Below are 24,711 nucleotides of genomic sequence, written 5' to 3'. Positions count from 1 at the left end.
GGCTCATGTCCCTTGGCCCGCTGAACCTGGTAGTCCACCGCCACAATGCGGCCCGACTCATAGCGTAAAAACAGCGCGAAACCGACACCGTTATCCAGCCGTTCAATGCGCCCTAAAACGTCCCGACTAATCCGCAGCCGGTTGTCATACGCATCACTGATTGAAACCAGCACCCCATCGCGAAAGTGATAAAACCGCGACGTCTGCGCCAGCACCAACTCATCCGGCTCCGAGCCCAAGTAGATCGCAGCTTCAGCCAGGCTATTGGTGATTGCAGGTCGGGCAACTGTCGGCAGTGGAAACTCAGTCGAGCGGTTCTCATGATCCGTCCAGACCGCGAAATCACCGTCAACCGAAAGCCGATGCGCCAGCGAATGACTCCACCCAAACCCCAGCCCGACATCCACTTCCACCGCACTGGTGCGATACAGCCGTGTCCACTCAAACGGCAGAATCCCGTCTAAAACACCGTCAGTCAGCGTAAGTAATTCTTCGCCGGTGACCATCGACACCGGACACCCGTTGGTCACGGTCTTATCCGAAGCCGCAGCAGCATCCCCCTTCGGATTCGTCGCCACGGCAGGCGCGTCGTCGACATGTTCCTGGCGAACCAACACCGTCCGCTGTGTCTTGCCGCGAACCGCCGGCACCGCGTTCGAAACCAGATTCTCCCCAGCCTTCAACGGCGCAGCGGGTACCACCTTGATTGGCACAGCCTCACTCTTGAACAACACCGGCTTTAGCGCTTCGGCATGGCCATCCAGTTGAGCGGTGCCAAACTGTTTGGCTATTTGCTCCAGCCACTTGCGTACACGTTGAGACTTGATACTGCCGAGCACTTTCGTGCTCATACGCACCGCCATGCCCATGCCCGCGGTAGCAAGCCCCAGCAGTAGATAGATCAGCACCTCGGCACCGATCTCCCCCAGCATTTCGTTCATGTACGGAGGCGGCAACATCCTCATCCAGCTGACCAGCGCGGCCAGATGGATGAACATCAAGGGCTCATCACTGAGCACCAGCAGGCCCTTGGCGATGGTCTCTGTGCTCAACGCCAGTAACTGTTCAAATTCATCCTGGGTCAGGTATTGCAGCAGCTTTTCGGCGTTGGCCAAGGGGTCGCTCAGCCATTGGCAAAGCTGCTGGAGGTTGTCCCAGAGTGTGTACAGCGCGTCGCCAAAACCACGGGCATAGGCTTGATGCAATGAGAGATAGCGCTTGAGGAAGTCCGCCTCGGAATAGCCCTTCCACAATGGTTCAAACGTTTCGCTCCATTCAGTGCGCAACCACACTTCCAGTGGCGTGATCACCGACCGATAAGATGCGTAGAGCGCCTTGAAGTGTTCCTTGGAAACGTTGGGGTAGAAGCTGACCCGATACTGCTGGTTGCGATCACATTCTTTGATTTCAAGAATGCCGCTGGGGCCAATGGTTTTATGAATGGGCTCGCCCAATGGGCCGCCGTTTGGGTCGATGCGCTGCAGCACCACCGGCGTATTGCCAATGGGCACGAAGCGTGAACTTTGAAACATATGCACCAGGGTTAACGTCCCGCTGGCTTGACACTGTGCAACGGTCGCACTGGGGAAGAGGGAGCGGTTGATCGGCGCCACCAGCGCCACCTCATCCCCAACCTTGAACACCTGCTCGATATCCAGCGCCGAAAAACTGAAAAAGCTTTCGGCCCAGGCATCGTAGTGATTGAGGCAACTGCGGAAATCACTGAGCACGGACTCGACGTCACGCGTCTTTGAATCCATGGCCGCCAGCACCAGATACCCAATGGCTTGGCTGGTGGCGTTGATCATGAGACAGCCCCGTCAACCAGGGCCTTAACGAAAAGAACCATCTGCAATCCCTCGCACTGTGTATTCAGGCGAGGGACTTTGCAGAGGTTTTCAGGGGGAAGCTGTAGAGCTTATCCGGCGTCCACGTGGGAAGCTTCGACAGCTTTTGTCAGCTTGAAAAAAGCCTTTTGTGACGCGCAAACGCAAGGCCTAATTCCAGCCCTGCAAACGCAGCAGTGAAACACGTGATTCATTGCGAAGACAGACGGTCGCAGTGGGTGACGAGGAAGTTCAGGCTCAGCATGGCATTCAAACTCCTTGTACGAATGGTCGAAGAAAGATCCTGTCATGATCGGCTCGGGCTGGCGAGAGGGCGAGTTGACGAACCCGCGTTAGACTTACCTGTCCATATCCGCAACGCTCGGCCCATTGTTCTTCAAGGAAGCCCCATGTCCCCACGCCGCCTGATCCTGTGCCTCATCCCCTTGCTGGTGCTGGCCGGTTGCTCCACCTCACGCGGCCCGCAGCAACCGGAGCGCAGCGAGGCCGAGGTGAAGGCGCAGATTGTGCGCCTGCTCCCGGCCAAGGTGGCGGATCGCAATGGTTGGGCTCAGGATATCTACACGGCTTTCGACAGCCAGAAAATCTACCCCAGCACCGAGAATATCTGCGCTGTGCTGGCGGTGACGGAGCAGGAGTCGACCTATCAGGTCGACCCGCCCGTGCCCAATATGGGCAAGATCGCCCAGGACGAGATCCTGCGCCGCGCTGGCAAGGTGCATGTGCCGGCCTTCGTGGTGCGCAGCGCGCTGCAATTGAGGTCGCCCACCGGCAAGTCCTACGCCGATCGGTTGAATGCTGCCCGCACCGAGAAAGACCTCAGCGGCATCTTCGATGACTTCATCAGCATGGTGCCCTTGGGCAATACACTGTTTGGCGGCTTCAACCCGGTGCACACCGCTGGCCCCATGCAGGTCAGCATCGACTTTGCACAGAAACAGGCGCGGGGTTATCCCTACACGGTGGATGGCACGATTCGTCGGGAGGTCTTCACCCGCCGTGGCGGTATGTACTTTGGCATCGCCCATTTGCTCGGTTATCCAGTGAATTACGACCAGCCGCTGTACCGCTTTGCCGATTTCAATGCGGGTTGGTATGCGAGCCGCAACGCGGCGTTCCAGGCGGCGGTCAGCCGGGCTTCCGGCACTGAGCTGGCGCTAGACGGGGATTTGATCCGCTATGGCTCACTGCTGCCCGGCACCACTGAGCTGGCAGTGCGCTCCCTGGGCGCCAAGCTGGATATGCGCAACCCCAGCATCCGTAGCCAGTTGGAGCAGGGCGAACAGTTGGATTTTGAGGACACCACGCTCTATAAGCGCGTGTTTGCCCTGGCGGACAAGGCTGCCGGTAAACCGCTGCCCCGGGCGATCTTGCCGGGCATTGTGCTCAAGAGCCCGAAGATCACCCGTAACCTCACCACGGCCTGGTTCGCCAAGCGCGTGGATGAGCGCTATCAGCGCTGTATGAAGCGCTGATCAGGGGCGGCGGCGCACAAACCTGCGCCACAGCCACACCCACAACCAGACCACCGGGAATGCCAGGATCACAAAGGGCAGGACATAGCTGGCGCGCTCCAGGGCGTCAGCCGTGCCTTCCACCATATTCGTGCCCAGGTTGCTGAACATCCGGCTGAAGCGTGACGGTTGGTTCGCGCCGTCCGAAGAGCGGAAGTTGAGGGTGACACGGTTGGTATCCAGGCGGCGCTGCTGGCCGGCGGCAATCTGGGCCAGCGCCTGCAGGTCGTTTTCGATGCCGGCCTGTTCCTTGCTCAAGACGATCAGGTCGCTGACGGTGATGTCCTTGCGCTTGGCCAGTTCATCAAGGCGGTTTTGCTGGGCTTGCAGACGGTCCCGGCGGCGATTCACATCGTCGACAGCATCGGCCAGGTCTTCGGCGGTGGTGATGCGCTGGCCGAGCGTGCCGCCTTCAGCCGCCATGGCGACCATTGGCTCAACACCCGCTGGCGCGATACGCAGGATCATCTCGCCACCGTTACTGTCTTCGGTGATCCCCAGGATATTGCACGTGCCGAACCGCGCCGTTTCACAGGCCTCACGGGTGGCCTGCATCCGTGGCACGAGTAGGGCGCCGGGCAGGGCCAGGGTCAGCTCATGCTCATAGGCCAATTGGGCGCCGGCCTTGCCTTGTTCCCCATTGACCACCGTGGCGCGGGAGTGATCCTTGGGCGAGCAACCGACCAGGGCCATGCCGGCCAGCAAAATCAACAGAGGCGCGCGAAGCGAGTAAAGGTTGCCGTCCTGATGGCGCATTGCTGTTCCTTGAGGTGTGCGGGGAAATGGGCGGCGATTAAAGCCGGTCTGGCGGATTAACGCAAAGCATCGCGCAAGATTTGTGCGGCTGATGGTGATGGCTAGCGTTCGGAGCGTGGCGTACACGTCAAGCCTGACTCCAAGGAAGACTTGCCATGATTGCTCACGCCGTGCCTGAAGGATTTGTTCCACTGCCTCGCAGCAGCCCATTGCTTGACCTGCTTGGCCCGGCGTATTGCCGGGGTGAAGGCTTGCAACTGGAAGTCGGCCTGCGCGCCGACAATCGCCACGCCAATGGGCGCGGCACGGTGCATGGCGGGGTGTTGGCGACGCTGGCGGATATCGGCATGGGCTATGCGATGGCGTTTTCCAGTGAGCCGCCGTTGCCGCTGATCACTGCGAGCATGACCGTGGATTACCTGGGCGCGGTGCAGGTGGGGGAGTGGATTGTGGTGCGGCTGGAGCATCACAAGCGTGGGCGGCAGATGGCGTTTGGGACGGTGAGTCTGCAGGTGGGGGACAAAGTGGTGGCGCGGGCGAATGCGGTGTTTGCGGTGCCGCGCTCGGACTGAAAATGCCGATATGAAAGAGATATCCCTATTGGGGCTGCTTCGCAGCCCAGCGCGGGGCAAGCCCGCTCACCACAGCAAGCCCGCGCACCACAGATCGTCAATATCAGCTGCGTTCGAGAGCGAGGGCTACGCCCTGGCCGCCACCGATGCACAGCGTTGCCAGGCCTTTCTTGGCGTCGCGTTTGATCATTTCATGCAGCAGGGTCACCAGCACACGGCAGCCTGAAGCGCCGATGGGGTGGCCGATGGCGATGGCGCCGCCGTTGACGTTGACTTTTTCAGCGTCCCATTCCAGCTCTTTGCCCACGGCTAATGCTTGAGCAGCAAAGGCTTCGTTGGCTTCGATGAGGTCCAGGTCACTCAGTTTCCAACCGGCTTTGTCCAGGCAACGGCGGGTGGCCGAGACCGGGCCGATGCCCATGATCGCCGGGTCGACGCCGGCGTTGGCGTAGCTGGCGATACGTGCCAGTACCGGCAAGCCTAGTGCCTTGGCCTTGTCGGCACTCATCAGCAGCACGGCGGCGGCGCCGTCATTGAGGCTGGAGGCGTTGCCGGCGGTGACGCTGCCGTCTTTCTTGAATGCGGGTTTGAGTTTGGCCAGGGATTCGGCGCTGGTGCCGGCACGCGGTTGTTCATCCACGGCGAAGGCGACTGGGTCGCCCTTGCGCTGGGGGATCAGGATCGGCGTGATTTCATCCGCGAAGCGCCCGGTTTCGATGGCCGCGCTGGCTTTTTGCTGGGAGGCGGCAGCGAAGGCGTCCTGGGCTTCACGGCTGATGCCGTACTTGTCCACCAGGTTCTCGGCGGTGATGCCCATGTGGTAGTCGTTGAATGCATCCCACAGCCCGTCGCTGATCATGCTGTCGATCATCTTGGCATGGCCCATGCGCAAACCGGTGCGTGCGGCCGGCAATACGTACGGGGCGAGGCTCATGTTCTCCATGCCGCCGGCGATGATAACGTCTGCGTCGCCGCATCGGATGGCCTGGGCGCCGAGGTGCAAGGCCTTGAGGCCCGAGCCGCAGACCTTGTTCAGGGTCATGGCTGGCACAGCGTGGGGCAGGCCGGCGAGGATCGAGGCCTGGCGCGCGGGGTTCTGGCCCGAGCCAGCGGTAAGCACCTGGCCGAGGATCACTTCATCTACCTGGGCCGGGTCCAGGCCGGTCTGCTCCAGCAGGCGGCGGATCACGGCGGCGCCCAGTTCCGGTGCCGGGATGTTGGCCAGTGAACCTTGAAAGCTGCCCACGGCGGTGCGGGTGGCAGCAACAATCACGACGTCTTGCATGGAATCTGTCCTCACTGGAAGTGCATTTCTGGAACGTGGTCCGGGACGATCAGTTTACCGGCGGTCTTGCTCACAATCTCTTCAACGCTGACGCCAGGTGCGCGTTCCTTGAGGACAAAAGCGCCATTTTCGATCTCCAGGTACGCCAGGTCCGTCAATACACGCTTGATGCAGTTGGCACCGGTCAGAGGCAGGCTGCATTGGCTGAGCAACTTGGACTCACCATCCTTGGAAGCATGGGTCATGATCACGATGATGTTTTCCGCGCCGGCCACCAGGTCCATGGCGCCGCCCATGCCTTTGACCAACTTGCCAGGAATCATCCACGAGGCGATGTTGCCGAGTACGTCGACTTCAAACGCACCGAGCACGGTGAGGTCGACGTGGCCGCCACGAATCATCGCGAAGGACTCGGCGGAGGAGAAGATCGAGGCGCCGACGCGTGCGGTGACGGTCTGCTTGCCGGCGTTGATCATGTCGGCATCGATGGTTTCTTCCGTAGGAAACGGGCCCATGCCAAGCAGGCCGTTTTCCGATTGCAGCATCACTTCCATGCCTTCGGGGATGTAGTTGGCCACCAGGGTCGGAATGCCAATGCCGAGGTTTACGTAGAAACCGTCCTGCATTTCGCGGGCGACGCGTTGAGCCATTTGTTCGCGGGTCAGAGCCATGGTTGTGTTCCTCTTATTCTTAGGGCCGCAGGCGGATTATTTGCGCACGGTGCGCTGTTCGATGCGCTTCTCGAACGTGCCGCAGATGATCCGGTCGACGTAGATGCCAGGGGTGTGGATCTGCGCCGGGTCCAGCTCGCCCGGTTCGACGATTTCCTCGACTTCAACCACGGTGATCTTGCCGGCAGTGGCGGCCAGCGGGTTGAAGTTCTGGGCAGTGTGGCGATAGATGACGTTGCCGAAGTGGTCGGCTTTCCAGCCCTTGACGATGGCGAAGTCGCCGGTGATGGACTCTTCCATCAGGTACGGACGGCCGTTGAATTCGCGGGTCTCCTTGCCTTCGGCCACTGGCGTGCCGACGCCGGTGGCGGTGAAGAAGGCCGGGATGCCGGCGCCGCCTGCGCGCATTTTCTCCGCGAGGGTGCCTTGAGGGGTGAGGACCACTTCGATCTCGCCGCTGAGCAGTTGCTTCTCGAACAGCGCGTTTTCACCTACGTAGGAGGCGATCACTTTACTGATCTGCTTTTGCTCCAGCAGCACGCCCAGGCCGAAACCGTCGACGCCGCAGTTGTTGGAAACCACGGTGAGGTCGCGGGTGCCTTTGCGCTTGATCTCATTGATGAGGTTCTCGGGAATACCGCACAGGCCAAAACCGCCGGAGAGCACGGTCATGCCGTCTTCCAGGCCTACCAGCGCTTCCTCGTAGGACGCCACGCGTTTATCGAAACCTGCCATATGCACCTCTAGTTATTGTGTGTGGGCCAGCCAATGAACCGAGTGTTGCGCCGACGGATTGATTTGTTAAGTTGTTTTTTAAGGTTGATTGTTTTAGAAAACAGCATAGTCCATTCCCGTTCGGAGCAGCGTCATGACCGTTAAGCAGATGCGTGCGTTTCTCGCCGTGGCCCAAAGCCTGAGTTTTGCCGCTGCGTGCGAGCGCTTGCACCTCTCTCAATCGGCGTTGAGCCTGACCATTAAAGGTTTGGAGGAAGGCTTGGGGGGCCGCTTGTTCAGCCGTAACACCCGCAATGTCGCGCTGACGCCGGAAGGTGAATCCCTGTTGCCCCTGGCGCGCCGGCTGATTGCCGACTGGGACAATGCCGAGGACGAATTGCGCCAACGGTTCACCCTGCAACGCGGACGGGTCACTGTGGCGGCGATGCCATCGTTTGCGGGCAATTTGCTGCCGCCGATCCTGAAGATATTCCGCGCACGTTACCCCCAGGTGAATGTGACGGTGCACGACTTGATCAACGAACAGGTACTGGAAATGGTCCGCGACCGCCAGGTGGAACTGGGCGTAGCGTTTGAGCCGTCGGAAGGCTCGTCACTGGCGTTCACGCCGTTGTACCTGGATCGTTTCATTGCCGTAGTGCCGGGTGATTCACCTTTGGCGCAATGTGCCGAGATCGATTGGGCGACCTTGCTGGAACAGCCGTTCATCACCTTGCAGCGGCCGTCCACGGTGCGGGTAATGCTGGAAGAACACTTGGGCGCCTTACAGATGAAACTGCCCGTGGCGTTGGAAAGCCATCAATTGGCAACGGTGGGCAAGATGGTTGCCAGTGGCCTGGGCGTCAGTGCCGTGCCTGCATTGTGTGCACGGCAGATGGAAGAGGCAGGTGCCCATTGCATCACCTTGAACAGTCCAGTGATCGAGCGGCCGATTGGTGTGCTCACCAAGCCGGGGCATGAGCTGTCGGCGGCGGCACAAGTGTTGTTTGATATTTTTCGCGACGAAGCCGGCAAAGGACGATTTCCGGCAGTGTTGTAAGAGTGCAATTAAAAAGCCCGCTCGAACTATCGAGCGGGCTTGAATGTTAAATGCTGAGTGATCAGCAGTATCTATCAATCACCTTGACTTGCGACTGGCCTTTAAGGTTCTGCCATTCGGTATTCAATGTATGAAAGACCTGCTCTATAAAGTTGCGATCAGCCGCGGCCTTCTTGCCGACATAACCCTGGCCACGGCGATACACCTTCAGGCGCGCTGCCAGCTCACGGTTATTGCGGTCAAACTCGGCTTCTTCGGTATTGGGCTCCAGGCAGTCAAGTTGCACTTCGCCCGATTTGCCAATCCACAGGATATGGTCGTCGAGTGTGTCTTTCTGCGCTGCGAACATCTCAGCCAATTCGTCGATAGTTGGTTGGTTGTTCAGATTCATGTGTAAGCCCCTTGACCAGTTGGCGATCTATCAGTTGATTCCGTTAAAACTGCTTAGTTGTCTCCGGCGTTGAAAGCCGGGCGTCAGTGACGGTCTGCCGAATACGGGCAGGGTCTTGAACCTGATGCATGTAGTCTTGCTGATGAACTGCTACGCAATGGTTTCATAACGAAGACAAGCAGCGTTTGAGCTCCTTGTACCTATCCCTTTCGAGACGGGTCAGCTTCATCAATCTGCCTTGTGGGCAGTGCACATCCGGAAAAAACAGCTCGGCGGTCAGACGAGCTCTTTCAAAACGCTTGTTACCAACGCTCCCGATCCGGGAGACGTCTCGATAATGCAAGGACAAAAAGGTTACGTCAACGATTATGTAGTGATTATTTTTAGTCACTACATAAATTGCCGTGGGGACGGGGAAATGCGGGAAAACGTGACTTGGGCGTCATTTTCTGGAGCTGGCGGTCAAGCCGTAAAGGCGCTTTTGTTGCAAGCGGGCTTGCGGCAGGTCAGGTCAATCGATCGACAAGCAGGGGTAACAACCGCTCGCACGACGCTTGGATCTTCACCTGCAACAACCCATCCCCACGGGTCTTGCCGAGGTTGATGGCGATCACCGGTTTGCCTTGTTCAACCGTGGCTTTGCACAGGCGGAACGCCGAATACGCCATCAGCGATGAACCCACCACCAGCAACCCCTCGGCGTGCTCCACGGCAGCCATCGCCTTGGCTGCGGTGTCCTGAGCGACGTTCTCGCCAAAAAACACCACGTCCGGCTTGAGCCGCTGGCCGCCGCAATGGGGGCAACTCGGAACCAGGAAGCGCTCTTCAAACGCAGGATCAAGCAGGGTATCGCCATCGGGTGCCTGCACCGCGTCGACGCCAGCCAGGTAGGGATTCTGGCCTTCCATCAGTTGCTGGATCACATCGCGCTCGCTGCGTTGCTGGCAATCCAGGCACAGCACCCGATGCAGGCTGCCATGCAGTTCGATCACATCGTGACTGCCTGCTTGATCATGCAGGGTGTCGACGTTTTGGGTGATCAGTCCGCTGATTTGCTGGCGTTGTTGCAGGGTCGCCAGTGCCAGGTGCGCCTTGTTCGGCTCGGCAATACGCACCCTCGGCCACCCCAGCATCGCACGCGCCCAGTAACGGCGGCGGGCTTGTGGGGTGGCGAGGAATTCCTGGTACATCATCGGCGCCTTGCCCCGGCGCACGCCTTCGCTGTCACGGTAATCGGGGATGCCCGACGATGTGCTGATCCCCGCACCGGTCAGCACCAGAAAGCGCCGTTCGGCCATGGCGCGGAGCAGGGTGTCGAGGTGGTCTTCCTGGTGTTGCAGGCTGTCGAGCATGGGGGCTCCCTATTCGCCGCGGATGTATTGCTCCAGTTGTTTGATCAGATCGGCCTGTTCGGCAATGGCTTCTTTTACCAGGTCACCGATGGAGAGCAAGCCGAGCAATTTGCCATCCTCAACCACGGGCAGGTGACGCAGGTGGCTGTCGGTCATGATGTTCATACATTCGTCGACACTTTTGTGGGTATCGACGGTGATCACCGGGGAACTCATCACCTCGTGGACCTTGGTAGTGACCGACGATAGACCCTTGAGCATGATTTTACGTGCGTAATCACGTTCGCTGATGATCCCCACCACCACGTCTTCCTTGACGACCGGCAAGGCCCCGACGTTTTTCTCCGACATCCGCACCAGCGCTTCAAACACGGTGTGGTCCCATCGGATGGTGTGGACGTCCTGGTTCTTCTGGTCCTTGGCTTTGAGCACTTGTGCAACGGTTTTCATGGCGGCCACTCCGGTGTTGTTGTTAGGAAATCAGCAGGTCCCTACAGAATCCTAGACGTCCAACGCGGGAGCAAGGTCCAAAGCGGCGCTAAACCCGTCGAAAAACGTCATTCGCCGGATTTTTTCTGCATTTAGCCTGCATTTTTTGGCTTTTTAGCTCGCTTGGAGCTGGCGGCGGTCTTACGTGGGGCGGCCTTGCGCTTCTTTTTCCACGGCGTGGCGCCTCGACCCGCGGGGCTCGCCGGCCCGGTAATGGTCATGCGCATCCCATTGCAGCGCGCCACCTGCTTGCTCATCCACGCCGCCTGCTTGGCGACGAATTCTTCCAGGCTCATTTCACCGCTTTGCACCATGTCCAGTGCCTGCTCCCAGATGGCAGTGGTGCCAGGGTCGGCAATGGCCCGAGGCACAGCGTCGATCAGGCTGAACGCCGCCGGGGTGGCCGACAGCGCCTTGCCGTTTTTCACCAGGTAACCTCGGTCGAGCAGACCCTGGATAATCCCGGCGCGGGTGGCTTCGGTGCCGATACCGGTGGTGTCCTTGAGTTTTTGCTTGAGCAGCGGGTCTTCCACCAGCTTGGCGACGTTTTTCATCGCCTTGATCAGGTCGCCTTCGGTAAAGGGTTTGGGCGGCTGGGTCCACAAGTCCTTGAGGTTGACCTTGGCCACGGCATAGTCCTGGCCCTGTACCAACGTCGGCAAGGCTTGTGGTGCGGGGGCTTCACGGCCCTTGGTCGGCGCCAGGGCTTCGGGCAAGGCGCGTTTCCAGCCTGCTTCGATCACCACCTTGCCCACCGCGCGCAAGGCAAAGCCCACGCAGTCGAAATCCGCCTGCGTGCGATCGTATTCATGGTTGGGCAGAAACTGCGCCAGGTAGCGCGCACGAATCAGCGTGTACACCGCTCTGTGTTTGCCTGTGAGCTGCCCGACGTCCTTGCCGGCGCCCGTTGGAATGATGCCGTGGTGGGCGCTGACCTTGGCGTCGTTCCAGGCCCGCGAGCGGCGTTGGGGATCGATATGGGGCATCAGCTCGTTGACCGCTGCGTCGGCGCGGCCCAGAGCAGCAAGAATCTTCGGCGCATCGCTGTGCTGGCTCACGGGCAGGTAGCCGCAGTCACTGCGTGGGTAGGTGATGACCTTGTGGGTTTCGTAGAGGGATTGGGCGATGTCCAGGGTTTCCTGGGCGCCGAGGCCGAGCTTCTTGGAGCAGATTTCCTGCAATGTGCCGAGATCGAAGGGCAGGGGCGCCACTTCGCGCATGCGTTCGGTACGCAGTTTTACCAGGCGTGCGCTGGCGGCGTTGCTCATCGCATCGGCGGCTTCACGGGCCAGCTGAGGATTGAGGCAGCGGCCTTGATCGTCGCAGGCGTCTTCGGCGGCACGCCACTGGGCGGTGAAGGTCATGCGCTCGTGACGCAGGTCCACATCAATGGCCCAATAAGCCACCGGCACGAAATCGGCGATGCTGCGGTCGCGGTCCACCACCAGGCGCAGGGTCGGGGTTTGCACCCGGCCTACCGGCAACACACCTTGATAACCGGACTGACGCCCCAGCAGGGTAAACAGACGACTCATGTTCATGCCGATCAGCCAGTCGGCACGGGAGCGGCCCAGGGCCGAGTGATACAGGCTGAAGGTTTCGGCACCCGACTTGAGCGCTGCCAGGGCTTTGCGAATGGAAGCGTCATCCAGCGCCGACAACCACAAACGCTGGATCGGCCCGCGATAACGACAGTGCTCCACCAGCTCGCGGGCGATCATCTCGCCCTCGCGGTCGGCGTCGGTGGCGATCACCAGCTCCTGGGCTTCCCCGAGCAGGCGCTTGACTGCCTTGAACTGGCTGGCGGTCTTGGGCTTGACCCGCATCTTCCATTTTTCCGGGACGATTGGCAGGTCGGCCAGCACCCAGCGCTTGTACTTTTCGTCGTAGGCGTCGGGCGGAGCGGTTTCCAGCAGATGGCCGATGCACCAGGTGACTGTGACCCCATTGCCCAGCCAGCACCCGTCGCCCCGGCGACTGGCGCCAAGCACGGCCGCGATATCCTTGGCCTGGGAGGGTTTTTCACAGAGGTACAGCCGCATGGTCAGCCCATTCGTTTCACAGTTGAATGGAGAGCAGGATGGGCATAAGAAGGGAATTGAGCAACTGTTATCTGTATGGATATACAGCTATTTATGTAGGCGCTGGGGAATGAATGTGGAAGGGGGCTTGCTCCCGATAGTGGCATACCAGTCCCTGCAACGCTGACTGCACCATCGCTATCGGGGGCAAGCCCCCTCCCACAGGGGATCTTCGGGATCAGTTTTTATCGATATCCACATGCCGCGTTTCTTTGAGGCAGATCATCCCCACGATCAGGCTTACCCCGGTCACGACCACCGGGTACCACAGCCCGTAGAAGATATCCCCGGTGTACACCACCAGCGCAAACGACACGGTCGGCAGGAACCCGCCAAACCAGCCATTACCGATGTGGTAGGGCAAGGACATCGAGGTATAGCGGATGCGCGTCGGGAACAATTCCACCATCAGCGCCGCCAGCGGGCCGTAGCACATGGCCGCGATCAGGATCAGTGCGACGATCAGCACCACCACCATGACCTTGTTGACCTGAGCCACATCTGCCGAAGTCGGATAACCGGCCAGGGTCACGGCGCCGCGCAGGGCCTTTTCGTCAAAACCGTCGATGCGCACCTCGCCCACGCTCACCTGCACCGGGCTGCCGGCGGGTGCGGCGGCGCTGCTGTAGGGCAGGCCTTGCTTGACCAGGAAGGTCTTGACCTTGTCGCACGGGCTGTCAAATTTCGCCTTGCCCACCGGGTCGAACTGGAAGGTGCAGGTGGCCGGGTCGGCGAGTACGGTGATGGGGGCTTGAGTGCTGGCCTGGTCCATCGCCGGGTTGGTGTAGTGCGCCAGGCTCTTGAAGATCGGGAAGTACAGCACGGTGGCCAGCAGCAGGCCGAGCATCAGCACCGGCTTGCGGCCGACCTTGTCCGACAGCCAGCCAAAGAAGATAAAGAACGGCGCGCCGATCACCACGCTGATAATCAGCAGCATGTTGGCCAGCGCCGGGTCCATCTTCAGGAACTGCGTGAGGAAAAACAGCACGTAGAACTGCGACGCGTAGAAGGTCACCGCTTGCCCGCCGTTGATGCTGAACAGCGCAATCAGCACCACCTTGAGGTTTTCCCATTTGCCGAACGACTCACGGATCGGCGCCTTGCTGGCCTTGCCTTCCTCTTTCATTTTGAGGAACGCTGGCGACTCGTGCAGGCTCATGCGGATCCAGGTGGAAATGCCCAGCAGCACGATGGAAAACAGGAACGGAATCCGCCAGCCCCACACTTCGAACTGGTCACCGGTGAAGTAACGGCAGGCCAGCACTACCAGCAGCGACAACAGCAGGCCGATGGTCGCGGTGGATTGAATCCAGCTGGTATTGAGGCCACGTTTGCCGGCCGGTGCATGTTCGGCCACATAGGTCGCCGCGCCGCCGTATTCACCGCCCAGCGCCAGGCCTTGCAGCATGCGCAGCACGATCAGGATGATCGGCGCCGCGATGCCGATGCTGGCGTAAGTCGGCAGCAGCCCGACGCAGAAGGTGGCGACGCCCATCAGGATGATGGTGACGAGGAAGGTGTACTTGCGCCCGATCATGTCGCCCAGCCGGCCGAATACCAGCGCGCCAAACGGGCGCACCACAAAGCCGGCCGCGAAGGCCATCAAGGCAAAGATAAACGCCGTGGTGTCGTTGACCCCGGCAAAGAACTGCTTGCTGATCACGGCCGCCAGGGCGCCGTAGAGGAAAAAGTCATACCACTCGAACACCGTCCCCAGGGACGAGGCGAAGATGACCTTTTTTGAGTCGTTGGTGCTGCTGGCGGTGTTGACCGTCGAGCCCAAGGGTTGAGCATGTTCTGACATCGGGTAGCCCTCACAGTGATTATTTATTGTTGTTCCACTGTCGGCGCCAGGTGCGGCGCCGCTATTCAGATTGCATGAACCAGTTCTTTCTCCGGGGCGAGGCTCCTTGTAGGCGGCGAAAGGATCAGCTGCGCGGCTTTCTCCGCGATCATCAGCGTGGGTGAACAAGTGTTGCCGGAGGTGATGCGCGGCATGACCGAGGCATCAGCGATGCGCAGGCCGGGCACGCCATGCACCCGCAGTTGCGCATCGACCACTGCGTCTTTGTCACTGCCCATGCGGCAGGTGCCCACCGGGTGGAAAATCGTCGTGCCGATACGGGCGGCGGCTTCGTGCAGTTCCTCTTCGGTTTGCAGCGAATCACCGGGCAGGTATTCCACCGGTTTGAACTGGCTCAGGGCGGGGGCGGCGACGATGCGTCGAGTCAGGCGAATCGCGTCGGCGGCCACGCGCAAGTCTTGCGGATGGCTGAGGTAGTTGGGCCGGATCAGCGGCGCATCCGCCGGGTTGGCCGAGCGAATATCGATACGGCCACGGCTTTGCGGGCGCAGGTCGCACACCGAGGCGGTGAACGCCGGGAACGCGTGCAACGGTTCGCCGAAGCGCTCCAGGGACAGCGGCTGCACGTGGTATTCAAGGTTGGCCGAAGTCTGTTCCGGGCCGGAGCGGGCAAAGGCGCCGAGCTGACTGGGTGCCATCGACAGCGGGCCGCTGCGGTCGTACAGGTAGCGCAGGCCCATGCCCATCTTGCCCCACACGGTGCCGGCGATCTGGTTCAGGGTGCGGGCGTTTTCCAGCTTGTAGATCAGCCGCAATTGCAGGTGATCCTGCAGGTTGCCGCCCACGCCAGGCAGTTCATGCAACACGTCGATGCCCAAGGGTTTGAGCACGCTGGACGGGCCGATGCCGGAGCGTTGCAGAATGCCCGGCGAGCCCACGGAGCCGGCGCACAGCACGATCTCCTTGCGCGCCTTCCAGCTTATCTGCTGGCCGTTTTGACGCCCGACCACTGCCGAGGCGCGGCCGTTTTCCAGGACCACGCGGTCGACTTCGACTTCAGTCAGCACGGTGAGATTGGGACGTTGGCGAATAGGCTTGAGAAACGCCTTGGCGGCGTTCCAGCGTACGCCGGCCTTCTGGTTGACCTGGAAGTAGCCGCAGCCTTCGTTATCGCCCTCGTTAAAGTCATTGATATTGGCGATGCCATTTTGCGCCGCCGCCTCGCGAAACGCATCCAGGATCGGCCACGACAGGCGCTGCTGCTCGACGCGCCATTCACCGCCGTCGCTGTGGAACTCGGAACCACCGGCGAAGTGGTTTTCGCTTTGTTTGAACAGTGGCAGCACGTCTTTCCAGGCCCAGCCGAGGTTGCCCTCAGCGGCCCAGCCGTCGTAGTCCTGGGCCTGGCCGCGCATGTAGATCATGCCGTTGATGGACGAGCAGCCGCCCAGCACCTTGCCGCGCGGGTAACTCAGGGCACGGCCTTGCAGGCCTTCCTGGGCTTCGGTCTTGAAGCACCAGTCGGTGCGCGGGTTGCCGATGCAGAAGAGGTAGCCGACCGGGATATGGATCCAGGGGTAATTGTCGCGGCCACCGGCTTCGAGCAGCAGCACGCGGTGGGCGGGGTTGGCGGACAGTCGATTGGCCAGCAGGCAGCCTGCGGGGCCGGCGCCTACTACCACGTAATCGTATTCAGCAGCTGCAATGGGCATCTGAGGTCTCGCTTGTTTTTCTTATTAGCTCCATCCTAGTTGTTAGTTTTCGTCTTAAAAATGTTAGTTTTTACCCAGCTGCTGTGCGTTTTTAAACAGCGCTGCCCCTGCTGATGGAATGGAGGCGACATGTTCGACTGGAATGACCTGCGGTTCTTTCTTGAGCTCCAGCGCAGCGGCCGCCTGCTCACCGCTGCGCAACGCCTGAAAACCACCCACGCCACCGTGGCCCGGCATATCGAGGCCATCGAGAAGAGCCTCGGCACCGCGTTGTTCGTGCAGCATGCCCAAGGCTATGAGCTGACGCCTTCCGGCGAAGCGCTGCTCAAACACGCCGAAGCCATGGAAAACGTCGCACTGCTGGCCGAAGACGAACTCACCCATTGCGCCGCGCCCCTGGGCAAGATTCGCCTTGGCGTGGCTGAAGGGCTGGGGGTGATGTTCCTCGCCAGTCGCATGGGCGGGTTGTTCGACCGTTATCCGGGATTGGAGGTGGAGCTGGTGGCGGTGCCGCGCTTTGTCAGCATCCTCAACCGCGAAGCGGAAATCAGCATCCATCTCGAACGCCCCAGCGTCGATCAACTGGTCACCCGCAAACTCACCGATTACCGCCTGGCGCTCTACGCCAGCCGCGCCTACCTGGACCGCAGCCCACCCATCGAAAAACGCGAAGACCTCGCCGCCCATGCCTGGATCGATTACGTCGACGACCTGCTGTTCAGCCAGGAGCTGAAACTCCTCAGCAGCTTCTGCCGCAATCCCAAAGTGGTGTTTCACAGCACCAGCGTCATCGCCCAGCACCAGGCGGCGCGCTCCGGGTTGGGCATTGCGGTGTTGCCGTGCTTCATGGCCTCGGGCGACCCGGATCTGGTGGCTGTGTTGCCGGGGGAGGGGATCCAGCGCAGCTACTGGATCAGCTCGCGTCGGGAGCTGCACAAGTCAGTACGATTGCGGGTGTTGTGGGATTACGTGGTGGAACTGTGCGCGCGGGAGCAGGGGTTGCTGCTCGGCGAACCTTGACTGAAGAAACCGCCCCTCCCACATGGGTGCTCTGGTGTGGGTTCAATCGCGCAATTCGAATGCAGCACTGCCGAGCCTTTCACCATTCACCATCACATGCACCTTGTGCCGACCGGGATAGTGCTTGCGTGTGGTCAGTTCACGGATGTGTTGCTCGCGGCTGATGCGCTGCTGTTCTCCGGCCCCCAGGGTAAACGCCTTGAGCTTGAATACCTTGCTCGCGCTGTGCCCGGCGCTTTTTACATAGTCGATGGCGTAATCCACCACCAGTTTTTGCGCAGTGACCGCAGTGGATTCCAGGCTGAACGACAGGTTGATCCGTTCCCCCAGCCTGATCACCGCCGGCGTTACGCTCAGGTGATGGAGCTTGACCTCGGCCTTGGCCCCCGCGCCCATGATCGTCAGTGCGCGGGTGTTGCCTTGCTTGATCAGGCTGCGCAGCGCATGGCGGGCGATCCAGGCGGTGTGGGGGTTATCGAGGTTCCAGCCTTCGATCAGGCCAAGCACCCACTCGGGATGGTCCTTGGTGATGTCATTGAGGTGGTTGGCCACGGACTTGCGCACGTAGAGGCTCGGATCGGCCTTGAGGTTGTCGAGGATCGAGGCGCATAACGCTGGGTTGGCCTGCACGTCGGCCAGACGAAACGACCACGGTAAACGCGGTCGCGAACCTTCGCTTGCCAGGCGGCGCACGTGGTCGTTGTCATCCAGCGACCACTGCTGCATCACCGCCAAGGTGCGTGGCAAGTCTTGAAGCAGGAAGTGACGAATGGCGAATTCGGCAGAGCCAAAGGTAGTGAAGTACTTGAGTGCCGCCATGGATCGCTTGAAGTCCGCCAGGCCGTAGCTCGCCACGTAGTGCGGCAGAAACAGGCTGACAAACCCGCTGTTCAGGCGGGGCGCGAGGGCGTAAAGCAGTTTGAGGCTTTGCGGATAATCCAGCGGGATCACCGCATGCAGGCTTTCGCTGACCCGTGCCACGCGCTGCATCACCGACAGCTCGGCCAAGCCGGCCTTGGCGTGTGCGAGGAAGCCTTTGGCGTCGAACGCCGGGTACACCGCCGTCATTTCCGTGGCGATATGTTGCAGGCGTTCGACGTTGAAGATGTCCTTGAGGGCCGGGGCGCTTGGGTCGGTCATCGGTGATTCCTTGGCAGTTGAGTCAGAGAAACCAGCGGTATTCCCGCGCGTGGATCTCTTGCTGGAAGGCCAGGTGATCCTGGCGCTTGTTCTCGCAGTACACGTCGACAAATTCGGCGCCCAGCTTATCGCGCACTACCGCTTGATGCTGCATGGCACGCACAGCGTCGAGCATTTCGACGGGGAAGTCGGTGCCGCTGGCGCGGTCCTCGTTCAGCGGTGGGATGGGCTCCCGTTTGGCGTCGAGGCCATGCTCCAGACCGACGAGAATCGCCGCCAGCACCAGATACGGGTTGGCGTCGGCGCTGGCCAGGCGATGTTCGATGCGCAGGTTGCGGGGGTCGGACTCGGGGACGCGCACGCACGCGTCGCGGTCTTCAAAGCCCCAGCAGGCGCGGGTGGCGGCGTTGACCGTGCCGCCCAGGCGGCGAAAGGCGTTGTGGTTGGGCGAGAAGATCGGCATGCAGTGGGGCAGCAGTTCCAGGCAACCGGCGACGGCATGGCGCAGCGGCTGCTGTTGATGCGCCGCCAGCAGGTTATTGCCCGCGCCGTCATACAGGCTGACATGCACATGCATGCCGCTGCCGGGAAATTGCAGGTAAGGCTTGGCCATGAAGCTGGCGCGGTAGCCGTGCTTGAGTGCCACGCCGCGGGTGCTGCGGCAGAACAGGGCAGCCCAGTCGGCGGCGCACAGGCCGTCGCCCTGGTGGCCGAAATTGATCTCGAACTGGCCGGGGCCGAGCTCGGCGGTGATCACCGTGATGTCGATGCCCTGGTCCTTGGCGGTCTGGGCCATGTCGTCGAGTACTTCGCTGAAACGCGACAGCCGTTCGATATGCAGGTTGGGCTGGTCGTCGGCGTCATCACTCAGCGGGTCGCGGGCGAATTGTGGCAGGCCGTTGTCGAGTTTCTTGTCGAACAGGTAGAACTCCAGTTCAAACGCCACCACCGGGTGAATGCCCTTGTGGTGCAGGCGCTCCAGCACCTTGGCCAGCACCTCACGCGGCTCGAACTCGATGGGCGCTTCGGTGCCGTCGGAAGTGATCAGCATCTGCCCCAGGGGCTGCGATTCCCAGTTCACCGGCTTGAGCGTGCCCGGCACGAGGCGGCGGTTGGCGTCTGGGTCGCCGTCGTTGAAGCAGTAGTCACCAATCTTGAACAGCCCGCCTTGGGCGCCAAGCAGCACAGCGTTCTGCGGCAGTTTCAACGGGCTGCCGGCGGCGACCTTTTCCAGCATCTCGATCGGGTAGCGCTTGCCGTAGAAATGCCCGGGAATGTCCAGGGCTATCAGGTCGACGTAGCGCACGTCGGGGTGGTTCTGGCGAAAGGTCCGTACTTCGGCCAGTAACGTGGCGGCATGGCTTTTCACGGGTGCAGCTCCTAGTTGTAAACCCACAACACGCGGGCGGGCAGGTCGGTCAGGTTGGCGTAGCGGCAATGGGCGAAACTGGCCAGGTGGAAACTGTCGCCGGGGCCGAGGGTGACCGAGTCGGCCTGGCCTTCGACCCACAGTGTCAATTCACCTTCGAGCACAAAACCGGCCTGCTCGGCGCGGTCGCTCATGGTCTGTTCACCACTGTTGGCTCCGGGCGCCAGCAGGCTGTCGAGTATCGAAAACGCACCCTTCATGCTGGGGGAGACCAGGATGTCGGTGATCCCATTGGCGTAATACACCGTGCGCCGCTCGTTGGGACGGGTGATCCAGTCCACCGCTTTGGGCTTGGGTTGGCTGTAGAAATAAGTGGTGGGCACGTCGAGGGCGTGGCTGATGGCCGTCAGGTCTGCCACAGTCGGGCGCGACAGGCCGCGCTCTACCTGGGACAGGAAGCCTACTGAACGCTCGATCTTTTGCGCGAGTTGGGCGAGGGTCAGCTTCTTATGCTTGCGAAGGTCGTGGACCAGGCTCGCCAGCGCGTCGAGTTCTTCTTGTTGGTTCATGAAATTTATATCGAGAAATTTCATGAAAAATTACAGTATAAATTTCACGCGGGCAATGGGTGGCCGAGATTCAAAGGCAGCCCCCCTCCAGCCACTGGGTTTTTTAGAAAGATTGCGGTTCGGCTTTTTGGGGCTGCTGCGCAGCCCAGCGGGAGCAAGCTCCCTCGCCACAGGGGCGGTTACTCGCGTTGGTAGCTGTCCACCTGTACGCCGTCGGCATTGAACACATTCACCCGGTTTTCGTCTTTCGCGTCCCAGATGCTGTACGTCGCGTCGTTGCTGTTGGTGGGCAGGCTGTAGGTGGTGTACGAGCCGAGTTTTTTCACCAGGGTGTTGTTTTTGTCGATCAGCACCAGGCCTCTGAAACCGTCCATTTCCGCCGAGGCGAGGTTTTTCTGGAAGGGGTTGAGGCGGGTGTACTTCAGGGGCACGCGCAGTTTGCCGGCCAGGTCGAGCGCGCCGTAGCGTTCACCTTTTTTGACCACGGCCATGCCATTGGAGAACGGCTCGACTTCGTCATAGGGCAAGCTGATGGGCAAGGGTTTGCCTTCGGCGTCGATAAAGCGGTATTTCCGGTTTTTGCGGTCTTGCAGCAGTTGCGGCTGGCCCTGGATAAACGCGCCAATGGCCGTGCTGCCTGGTGGATTGAGCTTTTGCAGTTTCAGCGTATAGATGTCGATTTGCCCCCCGTCAGCCGAGGTGGTGTAGAGGTGGTCACCGACGACGTCGATGTTGGAGAAACGCGGCGCCAGCAGTTCCTTGCCGGCCAGGTTCCACACGCCGTAGGAGGAGTCGCCACCGTAGGTCTTCAGCCCAGGCCGGGCAATGAACAGGTCGCCGACTACCTGAACATTGACGTACTTCATCGGCACCACCACTTGCTGCTTCTTCACGTCGTATACGCCGTAGGGCCCGTTCGTTTCGCGTTCGACGATCATCAGCTCATCATTGAGCGGTTTTTCGATGATCTCGAACGGTAACTCCTTCAAGGTGTGCCCGCCGGGCACGAACGCAAAGTACTTGAATTGCAACTGGCTCCAGCCATCTTTCTGCGGTGTCCTGCCCACCTGCATGTTGAATACACCGGGCATGGGGCTGTACTCGATGCGCTCAAAGCGCGGCTTGACCACCCATTGGCCGTTGCTGTCGATAAAGCCGCTTTTTTTCGTGGCATTGTCGTAAGCGATATAGCGAGCCTGGGCCGGCACACTGTTGTGCATCTCCAGCGTCAGGGGTTGCGGTTGGGCGGGGTCCAGCAGGTAGATGACGATGCTCGCCGGGGTGTCTTCGAACTGGTAGGTGGCTTGCACGTTGGTCAGGGCACCGTCGCTGTCCGGCAGGCCTTTGACGAACTGCTCCAGGTGTTCCTGCAGTTCGGCGCTGGTGGTATAGCGGGAGAACTGGTCCTGCATGCGCAGCAGTTCGTCGTAGTAAGCGCGCAGGTTGGCCTTCTGTTCGGCGGTAGGCGAGGAGTTGCTGCTGTTGCCGCCGCTGTAGAGTGTCTTGCCGTCGGCGCTCAAGCCCTCGATCACGTAGGTCTTGTCCTTTGGCGTGGCCAGCAGCAGGGACGCACGCTCGTCAGCCAGGGCGGTCAATTGGTAGACCTCGCCGTTGTCGCCGGTAACTTTCGGATGCTTGGGGTCCAGCACGATCTTTTTGAAGCCAGGGTAGCTGGGGTAGGTGAGGGTGACGCTGACGCGTTCTACCGGCTTATTGACCTTGAGTTCGACCGTGGAGGTGTCCTGTTCTTCGCTGATGTTGGGCCTAACGTCGGCAAACGCCTGCTGCGTCCCGTCGCGAAAGTACAGGGTGTGTACCGCGTAACGTTCCTCTTCGCGCTGGTCGGGCAGGGCGCCACGCTTGAGCAGCTCGCGGATCGGCTCCACGTCCAGTTTCAGCCCCGACTGGTTGTCGAAAAAGAACTGCTCGAACGTCGGCTTTTTCTGTGCGAGGTCTTCCAGCGCGGTTTTCAGCTCGGCAGCGGGGAAGGGGACGAAGGGTTCGTCATAGCGCAGCTGTTTTTTCTCGCCGGGCGACTCGGCAGTGTTGGCTACCGGCGAAATTTCCAGGCGCATGCTTTCGATCATTGCGATCTGATTGATGCTGTCGCGCGCGTCCATTTCCAGGTAGTTCAGGCGTTTTTTCGCTTGCGCCAGCGTCAGGCTGTGGAGGTCGTCCACCGCGCCTTCATTGAGCTGCTCATCGCTGTATTCGGTGCCGCTGACCAAGCCCGTGATGACGTGCCGGTCAAACAGGTAATAGGCCGCGCCGCCGATGACGGCGACCACCACCAGGGCGCTGGCAAGAAGTTTGGTTCGGGTCAGGGCGGTTTTCATTATTGTCAGACTCGAGAATAGGGCTGGCGCAAGGTTAGCAGGTGAACGGTGGCGGGGAACCTGGAGTGGCACAAGCACAGTGCGCGATACCAGGCGGGTTTCATACGGTGAATGATTGCGCGCGCCTGCGGTCGGAACCTGGGTACGCGCCATTCATTGAAGGAGTACCCATGAAGTCCAAAACTCTCGCAGCCTGTGTTTTAGTCGCTGCCAGCCTGTCCACCGTCAGCTTTGTGGCCCAGGCCGGTGATACGCCCCAGGAAACCGTGCAACCTTCCAACATCAATGCCCGTGATTTAAAAGAAGGCGACCGCGCCCCGGATATCCTGATGCGCAAGGAGTCGGCCGTCAGTGACTGGAAAAAGCGCGGCCTCAAGCAACCCGAGGAAGACAGCCAATGGGCGCGGGTAGGCGATAAGTTCGTGCTGCTCAAGACCACCAACGGCACTATTCTGGAGATCACCCCAGTCAAGAAGTGACCCTCCTTTTTGCCTTGTTCTTGCGTTAAGGTAACCGGCCGCAATGGTCGCGTTACCTTCGAAGAATGAGAGCAGGATGCTTGCCACAATAAGAAACTACCCCCGCACCGTGAACCTGCTGCTGGGCGCCACGTTGCTGCTGACGCTGGCCAAGGCCATCACGTTTCCGTACCTGGTGATCTACCTCACCCACCATTTCACCCTCGACATCACTCAAGTTGGCCTCGTCATCGGCAGCTCGCTGATTGTCGGTTCGCTACTGAGTGTGTATGGCGGTTTCCTCGTCGACCGTATCAACAGCTACCGGTTATTGCTCTGGATGAGCCTGCTGTTTGTGCTGGGGTTTGTCGGCACGCTATTGGCGCAGAACATCTGGGCGTTTTATAGCTGCCTGATCCTGATCAACCTGGCCTACGCAGTCATCGACATTGCGGTGAAGGCCGGTTTTGCCAGCCTGCTGCCGGAAGACGCGCGCAGTGAAGTGTTTTCCATCAAGTACACCCTCACCAATATCGGCTACGCGGTCGGGCCGTTTTTCGGGGCGATGGTGGCGAAGCTTGATATCAGCCTGCCGTTCATGTTGTCAGCACTGCTGGGGGCGGGGTTTTTCCTGCTGTATTGGCGCTGGGGCGACCGCAGGTTAACCACGGTGGACGTGGCGCAGAAGCCGGTGTCGTTTCTCGCCGTTGGCCGTGTATTGCTGCAGGACCGTCGGCTGGTGTGTTTCACGATAGGCGGCTTGCTCAGCGCAGTGGTGTTCGGCCAGTTCACGGCCTACCTGTCGCAGTACCTGGTGACCACAACCACGGCTGAATACACCTACACCGTGATCAGCGCCGTGCTCACCACCAACGCGGTGATGGTGATCGCCTTGCAATATGTGATCGGCCGACGCATCTCGCACCGTTACTTGAGCCAATGGCTCATCTTCGGCTTGAGCATGTTCATGCTGGGGTTGATTGGCTTTGCGCTGTCCACCAGCGTGCTGTGGTGGGTGCTGGCAATGGCAGTGTTCACGGTGGGGGAGATTGTGGTGTTTCCGGCCGAGTACATGTTTATCGACCGAATCGCCCCGGACCACCTGCGGGGCATGTACTACGGCGCGCAGAACCTGTCCAACCTCGGCGCTGCACTGGGGCCGGTGTTGTGTGGGCTGGTGCTGGCCAACCTGCCGGCGCACACCATGTTCTACATGCTGGGGGCGTTCATTGTGGCGGGCGGGGTGTTCTATTTCATTGGTTCGTCGTTGAAGGAAAGTCATCCAACGTAAGTTTGCCCATGGTGTTGCTGTGCAGTTCGTAGCGCAGCTCTTCCACCATTTTTTCCACTTCTTGCGGGGTCTGCAGGCGGTTGGTACTGATCCCGGTCACCACCAAGTCAACCCGACCGGTATCGGCGTCATAGACCTTGAGGGTCAAGGACGCATCCCGGCACAGGGTGAATTCGCAGGTCAGTGGCGACAGGCCTTCTTCGATGCAATTTCGCAGTTGGGCGAGGGTAAACATGCGTGTTCCTTCAAGACGTCCGGTTAGATGCCTTGAAGGTTATTG

Annotated in this window: 22 protein-coding genes; 6 read left to right on the top strand and 16 right to left on the bottom strand. The window is 60.4% G+C overall.

The window, feature by feature from the left end; genetic code table 11:
* Positions 1-1,808, bottom strand: a 1,808-nt coding sequence (locus AOA60_RS15080) for a DUF6531 domain-containing protein (RefSeq protein WP_256592836.1), incomplete at its 3' end; no start/stop codon positions are given.
* A gap of 428 nt (positions 1,809-2,236) precedes the next feature.
* Between AOA60_RS15080 and AOA60_RS15075 the strand changes: the two genes are divergently transcribed.
* Positions 2,237-3,322, top strand: coding sequence for a DUF1615 domain-containing protein (locus tag AOA60_RS15075; RefSeq protein WP_099585100.1), 1,086 nt, complete (start codon positions 2,237-2,239; stop codon positions 3,320-3,322).
* On the opposite strand, the gene AOA60_RS15070 is transcribed toward AOA60_RS15075, so the two are convergent.
* Positions 3,323-4,117: a DUF4349 domain-containing protein gene (locus AOA60_RS15070; protein ID WP_099585099.1), complete on the bottom strand. Its 795-nt coding sequence runs from the start codon at positions 4,115-4,117 to the stop codon at positions 3,323-3,325.
* 155 nt (positions 4,118-4,272) lie between these two features.
* Here AOA60_RS15070 and AOA60_RS15065 point away from each other — a divergent pair, with 155 nt between their 5' ends.
* Positions 4,273-4,689: a PaaI family thioesterase gene (locus AOA60_RS15065; protein WP_099585098.1), complete on the top strand. Its 417-nt coding sequence runs from the start codon at positions 4,273-4,275 to the stop codon at positions 4,687-4,689.
* 103 nt (positions 4,690-4,792) lie between these two features.
* Here the strand turns inward: AOA60_RS15065 and AOA60_RS15060 are convergent, their stop codons facing one another.
* From AOA60_RS15060 to AOA60_RS15050, 3 genes are read right to left on the bottom strand one after another with little or no spacing between them, the layout of a single operon-like run.
* On the bottom strand, positions 4,793-5,974 hold the full coding sequence (locus AOA60_RS15060) for an acetyl-CoA C-acetyltransferase (protein ID WP_099585097.1): 1,182 nt from the start codon (positions 5,972-5,974) through the stop codon (positions 4,793-4,795).
* An 11-nt stretch (positions 5,975-5,985) separates the two neighbouring features.
* Positions 5,986-6,645, bottom strand: a complete 660-nt coding sequence (locus AOA60_RS15055; RefSeq protein WP_099585096.1) for a CoA transferase subunit B — start codon at positions 6,643-6,645, stop codon at positions 5,986-5,988.
* A 36-nt stretch (positions 6,646-6,681) separates the two neighbouring features.
* Positions 6,682-7,380 carry a CoA transferase subunit A gene (locus AOA60_RS15050; RefSeq protein WP_099585095.1) on the bottom strand — a complete coding sequence of 233 codons (699 nt, stop codon included), beginning with the start codon at positions 7,378-7,380 and terminating at the stop codon, positions 6,682-6,684.
* Between the two features lie 133 nt (positions 7,381-7,513).
* Here AOA60_RS15050 and AOA60_RS15045 point away from each other — a divergent pair, with 133 nt between their 5' ends.
* Positions 7,514-8,419: a LysR family transcriptional regulator gene (locus AOA60_RS15045; protein WP_099585094.1), complete on the top strand. Its 906-nt coding sequence runs from the start codon at positions 7,514-7,516 to the stop codon at positions 8,417-8,419.
* Positions 8,420-8,480: 61 nt separating this feature from the next.
* On the opposite strand, the gene AOA60_RS15040 is transcribed toward AOA60_RS15045, so the two are convergent.
* The 6 genes from AOA60_RS15040 to AOA60_RS15015 form a co-directional block, all read right to left on the bottom strand.
* Positions 8,481-8,810 (bottom strand): hypothetical protein, encoded by a 330-nt coding sequence (locus AOA60_RS15040; RefSeq protein ID WP_032886651.1) that lies wholly within the window; start codon positions 8,808-8,810, stop codon positions 8,481-8,483.
* Between the two features lie 506 nt (positions 8,811-9,316).
* Positions 9,317-10,162 (bottom strand): NAD-dependent protein deacetylase, encoded by an 846-nt coding sequence (locus AOA60_RS15035; protein WP_099585093.1) that lies wholly within the window; start codon positions 10,160-10,162, stop codon positions 9,317-9,319.
* Between the two features lie 9 nt (positions 10,163-10,171).
* Positions 10,172-10,612 (bottom strand): CBS domain-containing protein, encoded by a 441-nt coding sequence (locus tag AOA60_RS15030; RefSeq protein WP_099585092.1) that lies wholly within the window; start codon positions 10,610-10,612, stop codon positions 10,172-10,174.
* Positions 10,613-10,743: 131 nt separating this feature from the next.
* Positions 10,744-12,693 (bottom strand): DNA topoisomerase III, encoded by a 1,950-nt coding sequence (locus AOA60_RS15025; protein ID WP_099585091.1) that lies wholly within the window; start codon positions 12,691-12,693, stop codon positions 10,744-10,746.
* Positions 12,694-12,910: 217 nt separating this feature from the next.
* Positions 12,911-14,536 carry an MFS transporter gene (locus tag AOA60_RS15020; protein ID WP_099585090.1) on the bottom strand — a complete coding sequence of 542 codons (1,626 nt, stop codon included), beginning with the start codon at positions 14,534-14,536 and terminating at the stop codon, positions 12,911-12,913.
* A 65-nt stretch (positions 14,537-14,601) separates the two neighbouring features.
* Positions 14,602-16,248, bottom strand: a complete 1,647-nt coding sequence (locus tag AOA60_RS15015) for a GMC family oxidoreductase (protein ID WP_099585089.1) — start codon at positions 16,246-16,248, stop codon at positions 14,602-14,604.
* A 129-nt stretch (positions 16,249-16,377) separates the two neighbouring features.
* On the opposite strand from AOA60_RS15015, the gene AOA60_RS15010 reads away from it, so the two are divergent.
* Positions 16,378-17,268 carry a LysR family transcriptional regulator gene (locus tag AOA60_RS15010; RefSeq protein ID WP_099585088.1) on the top strand — a complete coding sequence of 297 codons (891 nt, stop codon included), beginning with the start codon at positions 16,378-16,380 and terminating at the stop codon, positions 17,266-17,268.
* Positions 17,269-17,310: 42 nt separating this feature from the next.
* Here AOA60_RS15010 and AOA60_RS15005 read toward each other — a convergent pair whose 3' ends face one another.
* From AOA60_RS15005 to AOA60_RS14990, 4 genes are all read right to left on the bottom strand, one after another.
* Positions 17,311-18,408, bottom strand: a complete 1,098-nt coding sequence (locus tag AOA60_RS15005; protein ID WP_099585087.1) for a DNA alkylation repair protein — start codon at positions 18,406-18,408, stop codon at positions 17,311-17,313.
* A 22-nt stretch (positions 18,409-18,430) separates the two neighbouring features.
* On the bottom strand, positions 18,431-19,777 hold the full coding sequence (locus tag AOA60_RS15000) for a glutamine synthetase family protein (RefSeq protein WP_099585086.1): 1,347 nt from the start codon (positions 19,775-19,777) through the stop codon (positions 18,431-18,433).
* A gap of 11 nt (positions 19,778-19,788) precedes the next feature.
* On the bottom strand, positions 19,789-20,346 hold the full coding sequence (locus AOA60_RS14995; RefSeq protein WP_099585085.1) for a helix-turn-helix domain-containing protein: 558 nt from the start codon (positions 20,344-20,346) through the stop codon (positions 19,789-19,791).
* A gap of 179 nt (positions 20,347-20,525) precedes the next feature.
* The gene (locus AOA60_RS14990) at positions 20,526-22,682 is read right to left on the bottom strand and encodes a WG repeat-containing protein (RefSeq protein WP_099585084.1); all 2,157 of its coding nucleotides are present in this window, start codon (positions 22,680-22,682) and stop codon (positions 20,526-20,528) included.
* A 170-nt stretch (positions 22,683-22,852) separates the two neighbouring features.
* Between AOA60_RS14990 and AOA60_RS14985 the strand changes: the two genes are divergently transcribed.
* Both AOA60_RS14985 and AOA60_RS14980 read left to right on the top strand, forming a co-directional pair.
* Complete coding sequence (locus AOA60_RS14985; RefSeq protein WP_099585083.1) at positions 22,853-23,161, top strand: RcnB family protein; 309 nt, start codon at positions 22,853-22,855, stop codon at positions 23,159-23,161.
* A 76-nt stretch (positions 23,162-23,237) separates the two neighbouring features.
* Positions 23,238-24,431, top strand: coding sequence for an MFS transporter (locus tag AOA60_RS14980; RefSeq protein ID WP_099585082.1), 1,194 nt, complete (start codon positions 23,238-23,240; stop codon positions 24,429-24,431).
* Here the strand turns inward: AOA60_RS14980 and AOA60_RS14975 are convergent.
* Complete coding sequence (locus AOA60_RS14975) at positions 24,394-24,666, bottom strand: DUF1652 domain-containing protein (RefSeq protein WP_099585081.1); 273 nt, start codon at positions 24,664-24,666, stop codon at positions 24,394-24,396. The two genes, AOA60_RS14980 and AOA60_RS14975, sit on opposite strands and share 38 nt — an antisense overlap.
* Positions 24,667-24,711 lie beyond the last annotated feature (45 nt).

The organism is Pseudomonas sp. 2822-17, from assembly GCF_002742485.1.
Classification (GTDB): Bacteria; Pseudomonadota; Gammaproteobacteria; order Pseudomonadales; family Pseudomonadaceae; genus Aquipseudomonas; species Aquipseudomonas cyclaminis.
Note: the sequence above shows the minus strand (reverse complement) of the source record. Positions and strands in the feature narration are given on the sequence as shown.

Bases quoted from the DNA above. Each gene is read 5' to 3' on its own strand.
- AOA60_RS15045 (WP_099585094.1), top strand. From the start codon at position 7,514: ATGACCGTTAAGCAGATGCGTGCGTTTCTCGCCGTGGCCCAAAGCCTG.
- AOA60_RS15020 (WP_099585090.1), bottom strand. From the start codon at position 14,536: ATGTCAGAACATGCTCAACCCTTGGGCTCGACGGTCAACACCGCCAGC.
- AOA60_RS15060 (WP_099585097.1), bottom strand. From the start codon at position 5,974: ATGCAAGACGTCGTGATTGTTGCTGCCACCCGCACCGCCGTGGGCAGC.
- AOA60_RS14985 (WP_099585083.1), top strand. From the start codon at position 22,853: ATGAAGTCCAAAACTCTCGCAGCCTGTGTTTTAGTCGCTGCCAGCCTG.
- AOA60_RS15055 (WP_099585096.1), bottom strand. From the start codon at position 6,645: ATGGCTCTGACCCGCGAACAAATGGCTCAACGCGTCGCCCGCGAAATG.
- AOA60_RS15070 (WP_099585099.1), bottom strand. From the start codon at position 4,117: ATGCGCCATCAGGACGGCAACCTTTACTCGCTTCGCGCGCCTCTGTTG.
- AOA60_RS15030 (WP_099585092.1), bottom strand. From the start codon at position 10,612: ATGAAAACCGTTGCACAAGTGCTCAAAGCCAAGGACCAGAAGAACCAG.
- AOA60_RS15015 (WP_099585089.1), bottom strand. From the start codon at position 16,248: ATGCCCATTGCAGCTGCTGAATACGATTACGTGGTAGTAGGCGCCGGC.
- AOA60_RS15035 (WP_099585093.1), bottom strand. From the start codon at position 10,162: ATGCTCGACAGCCTGCAACACCAGGAAGACCACCTCGACACCCTGCTC.
- AOA60_RS15005 (WP_099585087.1), bottom strand. From the start codon at position 18,408: ATGACCGACCCAAGCGCCCCGGCCCTCAAGGACATCTTCAACGTCGAA.
- AOA60_RS15040 (WP_032886651.1), bottom strand. From the start codon at position 8,810: ATGAATCTGAACAACCAACCAACTATCGACGAATTGGCTGAGATGTTC.
- AOA60_RS15050 (WP_099585095.1), bottom strand. From the start codon at position 7,380: ATGGCAGGTTTCGATAAACGCGTGGCGTCCTACGAGGAAGCGCTGGTA.
- AOA60_RS14990 (WP_099585084.1), bottom strand. From the start codon at position 22,682: ATGAAAACCGCCCTGACCCGAACCAAACTTCTTGCCAGCGCCCTGGTG.
- AOA60_RS15025 (WP_099585091.1), bottom strand. From the start codon at position 12,693: ATGCGGCTGTACCTCTGTGAAAAACCCTCCCAGGCCAAGGATATCGCG.
- AOA60_RS15075 (WP_099585100.1), top strand. From the start codon at position 2,237: ATGTCCCCACGCCGCCTGATCCTGTGCCTCATCCCCTTGCTGGTGCTG.
- AOA60_RS14975 (WP_099585081.1), bottom strand. From the start codon at position 24,666: ATGTTTACCCTCGCCCAACTGCGAAATTGCATCGAAGAAGGCCTGTCG.
- AOA60_RS15065 (WP_099585098.1), top strand. From the start codon at position 4,273: ATGATTGCTCACGCCGTGCCTGAAGGATTTGTTCCACTGCCTCGCAGC.
- AOA60_RS14995 (WP_099585085.1), bottom strand. From the start codon at position 20,346: ATGAACCAACAAGAAGAACTCGACGCGCTGGCGAGCCTGGTCCACGAC.
- AOA60_RS14980 (WP_099585082.1), top strand. From the start codon at position 23,238: ATGCTTGCCACAATAAGAAACTACCCCCGCACCGTGAACCTGCTGCTG.
- AOA60_RS15010 (WP_099585088.1), top strand. From the start codon at position 16,378: ATGTTCGACTGGAATGACCTGCGGTTCTTTCTTGAGCTCCAGCGCAGC.